The organism is Pseudomonas sp. MD195_PC81_125 (genome assembly GCF_014060985.1).
Lineage (GTDB): Bacteria > Pseudomonadota > Gammaproteobacteria > Pseudomonadales > Pseudomonadaceae > Aquipseudomonas > Aquipseudomonas parakoreensis.
Genome location: NZ_JABULD010000013.1, coordinates 1 through 5,305, shown reverse-complemented (window position 1 = coordinate 5,305; position 5,305 = coordinate 1). Strand labels below are relative to the sequence as shown.

At 62.8% G+C, this 5,305-nt stretch carries 5 protein-coding genes and 2 pseudogenes; all 7 read right to left on the bottom strand.

Annotation, left to right across the window (positions count from 1 at the left end; translation table 11 throughout):
- Positions 1-84 precede the first annotated feature (84 nt).
- Positions 85-1,033, bottom strand: a pseudogene (locus tag HT737_RS00670) (peptidylprolyl isomerase).
- The gene (locus tag HT737_RS00665) at positions 1,030-1,500 is read right to left on the bottom strand and encodes a YbjN domain-containing protein (protein ID WP_095666689.1); all 471 of its coding nucleotides are present in this window, start codon (positions 1,498-1,500) and stop codon (positions 1,030-1,032) included. The pseudogene HT737_RS00670 and the gene HT737_RS00665 overlap by 4 nt, the downstream one beginning before the upstream one ends.
- 21 nt (positions 1,501-1,521) lie before the next feature.
- Positions 1,522-2,151, bottom strand: a complete 630-nt coding sequence (locus tag HT737_RS00660; RefSeq protein WP_182400983.1) for a DNA repair protein — start codon at positions 2,149-2,151, stop codon at positions 1,522-1,524.
- Positions 2,152-2,169: 18 nt separating this feature from the next.
- On the bottom strand, positions 2,170-3,867 hold the full coding sequence (locus HT737_RS00655) for a putative porin (RefSeq protein ID WP_182400981.1): 1,698 nt from the start codon (positions 3,865-3,867) through the stop codon (positions 2,170-2,172).
- 39 nt (positions 3,868-3,906) lie between these two features.
- Positions 3,907-4,612 (bottom strand): annotated as a pseudogene (locus HT737_RS00650) (energy transducer TonB).
- Positions 4,613-4,615: 3 nt separating this feature from the next.
- On the bottom strand, positions 4,616-5,041 hold the full coding sequence (locus tag HT737_RS00645; protein WP_007955109.1) for a biopolymer transporter ExbD: 426 nt from the start codon (positions 5,039-5,041) through the stop codon (positions 4,616-4,618).
- A gap of 11 nt (positions 5,042-5,052) precedes the next feature.
- On the bottom strand, positions 5,053-5,305 hold a 253-nt coding region (locus HT737_RS00640; protein ID WP_182400979.1), incomplete at its 5' end, for a MotA/TolQ/ExbB proton channel family protein.

Sequence of the window (5,305 nt, the reverse complement as noted above, 5' to 3'; positions counted from 1 at the left end):
CTGCTCGCGAAGGCGCCAGCACATTCAACAATTACGCTGCCTGACACACCGCATTCGCGAGCAGGCTCGCTCCCACAAGGTGATTTATTGGTGGGTTTCGAGGACCTTGTTCAGCTCGGCCCCGTCGATACTCAGCGTTGCGGTATTGAGCATCCCGTCCAGATACGCCTGGGCAATCTGCTCCTGCCGTTGCGCCCGCAAGGCCTGGGTCAGTTGATCGCGCAATTCATCCAGAGTCGCGGTACGCGCCGGTTGCTGTTCGGTGAGTTTGATCACATGGAAACCGGCTGCGCTCTGCACCGGGTCGGACACCGCGCCGACCTTCAACTTCGCCACCACGCCCCGCACCTCCGGCACCAGTTGCTGCAACGGTTGCAGCCCGCTGTCGCCGCCGCGTTCGGCGGTCAGCCGATCCTGCGAGTACTGAGTCGCCAGCGCGGCAAAATCCCCCGGCGTGCCCTGAGCTTTCTTGCTCAGCTCGGCCGCCTGTTTGCGCACAGCGTCCAGGCTCTGGGCATCCGGCACCGCGAGGAAAATCTGGCTGACCCGATACAACGGCGGCGTCATCCAGTTGGCTTTGCCGGCGTCGTACGCCTGTTGCAACTCGGCCGTACTCGGGTAGTCCGCCGGCACGGTGCTGACCGAGCGCAAATAATCGCGAAAGACGATCTGCTCGCTGGCCGCGCGGGTTTGCCGCACCACGTCCGGACGCTGCGCCCAACCCTGAGCGTCGGCCTGCTCGAGCACGGCTTTCTCCGCCAGACGGGTACGAATCCAGCGCTCCAGTGCTTCACGGTTGCCGCGCAGTTGCTCGGCACTTGCCGGTGGCAATGTCGCCAGCAACGCCTGCAACTCCTGCGGCGTCACCTGCTGATTGCCCAGTCGCGCCACGGCCGGCCCCGCAGCAACCGCCGCCAACGGCGACGATTGCTGGGCGGCAACCGGGTCAGTACCCGGTCGCAGCACCAGCGCCACGGCTACCACCAACACGCGCCACTGCCCCGGCGCCGATCACCATGGCAGGCTTTTTCACAGCGCGACTTCCTCTTGCTCAGCGGTAGCGACTTTGGCTGTCGAGGCTTGCGCGGCCTGGGTGAAATCACGCAGGTAGACGATGAATTCCTGCAGCAAACGGTCCCACAGCTCCAGGCTGCCACGCAGGTGATCGTTGCTCACACCCGCCGCGACCACCACGTCCATTTCCATCACCAGAAATTCGCCCTGTAATGACAACCGGGCAAAACGCCGGGTGGCGTTCCACTGCTCGGCCACACCTTGTGGCAACTCACCTTGCACCCGCAGCGCACAGCTGAAGGTGAAATCGACATAGCTGCCCTGCTCCACCGCCGGGTTGCCGAAACGCACGGCATAACCGATGCCCTGACTGGCGCTGAGCAACTGCACGATGCCGTTCTGTTCGGTCTGGTTGACGCGATAACCGGCCGCTTGCAGGACTTCGGTCAGGGATTGCGGGGATACATGGCTGATCAATTGAGTCATGACTTCTTCCTTGTTTGTTAATCAATGCGCGAGCGCAGCTTGCGGCGCGTCGAATTGAGTCTTGTAGAGCTCGTCACCGAACCCCTGGGCCAGTTCATCAAACTTGACCCGGGCGCTGCCCGCGAAGGGCTGGCGGATCTTCATTACCTCGGCCACATCAATGTTTTCGTAGGCGCTGAGGATCTGCTTGGCGACGCCGTACATCTGCTGATTCTTGACTGAACATTGCTGCACTTGTGTGTCACGTTCAGCCAATTGCGCTTGAAGCTTAGACCGTTCTGCCTCTTTGGCACGGGCCATGACCAGCAACTCGTCGTAGGCCTTCTTGAACTTGCCGACCTGTTCGCTACTGGCGGCGACTTGCGCTTGGGCCTGGTTGTGCAGGTTCTGCTGCTGGCCGGCCAACTGCTCGGCCAGGCCTTTAGCCTTGGCCAGTTCAGCGGTCAATTGCTTGATCTGCGCCTGCGCCGCTTTGGCTTCGTTCTGCGCCGCCAGTTGCGCGGCGCTGGCCTGGGCCTGCTGGCTCTGCAGGGCCTGCAACTGCTGAGTGGTGCTGCGCAACTGGGTGCGCAGACGCTCCTCCATGCCTTCGGCGTGCGCGCCTTGCGCGATGAAAAAACTCAGCCCCAACAGTAAAACTCGTGCGTGCATGACCGTACTCCCGGCGCCTTAGAAGCGCGTATTGATCTCAAGCTGCAAGACGTCGATGTCGAACGGCGCACCGTACACGGCTTCGGTGCTCATCCAGCGGCCGGTGGCGTAGACGTTCTTCGCCAGACCGTAGTTGCCGCCGAGGATATAGCCCTTGGCGTTGGTGCCGCCGAGGTGGAACGACGAGTCGTTGAAGCCATCAGGCAAGGCGTCCGGCTGGATGTACTTGTAGCCGGCGAACAGGTTCCAGTCGCCCTGCTTCTTCAGGTCCAGCGCGTTGCCGAGGGTGAACTGGACCATCCACGCATTGGCGCCACTTTGGATCTCGCCGTTGCTGTTGAGGTTGTTGACGATCTGCCCTTCCGAGCGTTTGCGCATGTCGCCTTCGTCGTAACCGAGGTTGTGGATGTAGTTGCCCTGGCTGCGCAATTTGAAGTCTTGTGGCAGATCGGCGTCCCATACCAGATTCAGGTCGAGCAGGTTGAACTCCGACGCAAGACCGACGAATTGCGGCTGCGGCGTGGTGGTCGGGTTGGCCGGGTTCGGCGTGATGTCGCGCAGCAGGAACACGCTGTTGCCCTTCTGCATGAACGCCGCACGGCTGCCGTCGGTGTCGCAGCCCGGAGCGCCGGCCCACGGTGCGCAAGGGCTGGAGCGCTGGCCCTGAATGTCGTCGAAACGGTAGTAAGCCAACGCGCCCTTGAGGCGGTTGTTGCTGTTGATTGCCCACTGGGCGCCGAGCTGCGCACCGTACAGCCACTTGTTGTCGCTTTCTTCCTTGTCGAAGCCATTGCTGGTGGTGGTGTCGTTGGTGTAATCCACCGGGAACGCGCCGACGGTGCCGAACACACCCCAGTCGCGGTTGAGCTTGTGATCGAAAATCGCCGCCACACCGTCGAAGTTGAGGTCGTTGGAGTACAGCATGTCGGTGGACATGAACGGGTTGGCGAAACGCCCGCCGGTCAGGGTCAGCTCATCGGTCGGCTTCCAGTTCAGGTAACCCTGATCGAGCCAGATGTCTTTCTTGGCGAAACCGCCGCCGAGGTTCTGCGTGGTCGACACCGGGTTGTTGTCCGAGCCGGTGCCGATGCGGATGCCGGCGGTCCATTCCGGCGAGATCACCGCTTTCATCCCTAGCCGCGCGCGCAGCCGGAACAGGTTGGTGCGGTCTTCGCGGGTATTGAGCAACGGCGGCAGGTTGGTGCTGCTGTTGGGGTTCACGTCGTACGGGCCGTTGTTGTTGAGTTTGGCGAAGTCGACGATTTCGTTGCTGTTGCTGCCCGAGTAGTAGCGCGATTCGTCACGCAGACGAATGTCGCCGTCGAAGCTGATGCGCGATGCCCAGTCCGGGAAGGTATTGGGCGCGGCCCAGTTTTCCTGCTTGGCGGTGGCCATGACTTCGGCCTTGACCTGATCGCGGATCTGGTCGCGCACTGCGGCCGGCACATATTGCACGCGCACATCGCCCGGTGCCGCTACCGGTCCGGCCGCTACGGCGGTGGAAGTGGCAGCCTGTTTGGCCTGCGCCGCTTCGTTCTGCGCCTGAGCGATCAGCGCGTCGGCCTTGTCCTGTTTCAGAATGCCCTGCTCGACCAGCAAGCGGATCAGATTGATCGTGGCGTTCTCCGAAGGCGCAGGCGCTGCCGCGGCCTGACCGACCAGGGTCGCGATGACCATGCCGACCGCCAGGGACAATCGATTCACGTTGGAAATCATCTGCACACAACTCCTTTTCATACAGCTTTATGAATTCGGTTAACCCGGACGCCGCCCTTGCAGGGACAGGCGCACAGGCAAGGTGATGGAGGCCGGTGGCCGTTCGCTCAGATGCGGCGCGTTGCGCAATGCGGCCAGCACCTGAGTGTCGATCTCGGGCTTGCCGCTGGACTTGACCAGCTCGACCCGGGTGATTTCGCCGACGCTGCTCAGCCACACATCGGCCTGCAGCGAAAACGCAAGGTTGCGCAGGTCCGGGTTCTCGCGCAGCAAACGCTGGAAGGTGAACGCCAGGAACTGGCTGTAGGTGCCGGTACCCAAGCGTCCGCCACCCGCTCCGGCCATACCGCCGCCCTTGCCGGCGCCGATGTTGAAAGCGTCATTGCCGCTCTGGGCGTCGCCGTCGATTTGCATCGGGTTGGCCAGATCGTCCGCCGGCGATGGCGGCGCCTCTTCCTCGGGCTTGACCTCTTGCGGCTCGGGCGTGGGTTCGGGCTCGACGACTTTTTCTTCCACCGGGGTTTCCGGCTCCGGTGGTTTTTCCGGAGGTGGCGGTGGTGGTGGCGGCAACGGAATGATCGTCGGCACCTTCGGCGCTTCACGGCGGATGCCGCTCATGTCATTGGCCCACTGCCACAGGAACCACGCGGCGAGCGCGCCGAGCAGCAGCCCGGCGCCCCCACTTCAGGTAACGCAACGGCGAGCGCTTCACCGGCAGCGGCTCAATCGGAAGTTGTGCGGTCATCACTCAACCCTGCGTCGGTTTGCCGGTCACCAGACCGACCTGAGACAGTTCGAGCCGGCGCAGCAGATCCAGCACTTCAATGACCTTCTGGTACTGCACCGTGGCGTCGCCGCGCACGATCACCGGGAAGTCCGGGTTCTGCGCCTTCTCGATGCGCAGGCGCTCTTCCAACTCCGGCAGGGTCACCGGGTAGGCATCGAGGAACACCTGACCGCCATCATTGACCGAAATCGCCTTGGTTTTGGCCTCCGACAGCGACACCGCGGCGCTGGCCTTGGGCAGGTTGATCTGGATCCCGGAGACCTGCGCGGTGGCAGTGAGGATGAACATCACCAGCACCACCATCAGCACGTCCACCAGTGGCGTGATGTTGATGCTGTCCACCGCTGCATCTTCGTCATCGTCGTGGGAGGCATTTACGGACGCCATGGCAATGCTCCTCAGGCCGGTACGGAGTGGTTGGCGTGATGGCCGCGCTGATGCGCCGCTTCACTGGACTGACCTTCACCGTGCATCTCCGCCAGACGGGTAATGAACTCGTCGACGAACACGCGCATGTCGGCGCTGACTTCCTTGTTACGGGTGATCAGGCGGTTGTAGCCAAACAGCGCCGGGATCGCGACAAACAGGCCCATGGCGGTGGCGAGCAACGCCGCCGCCATGCCCGGCGCGATGGCATTGATGTTGACGTCG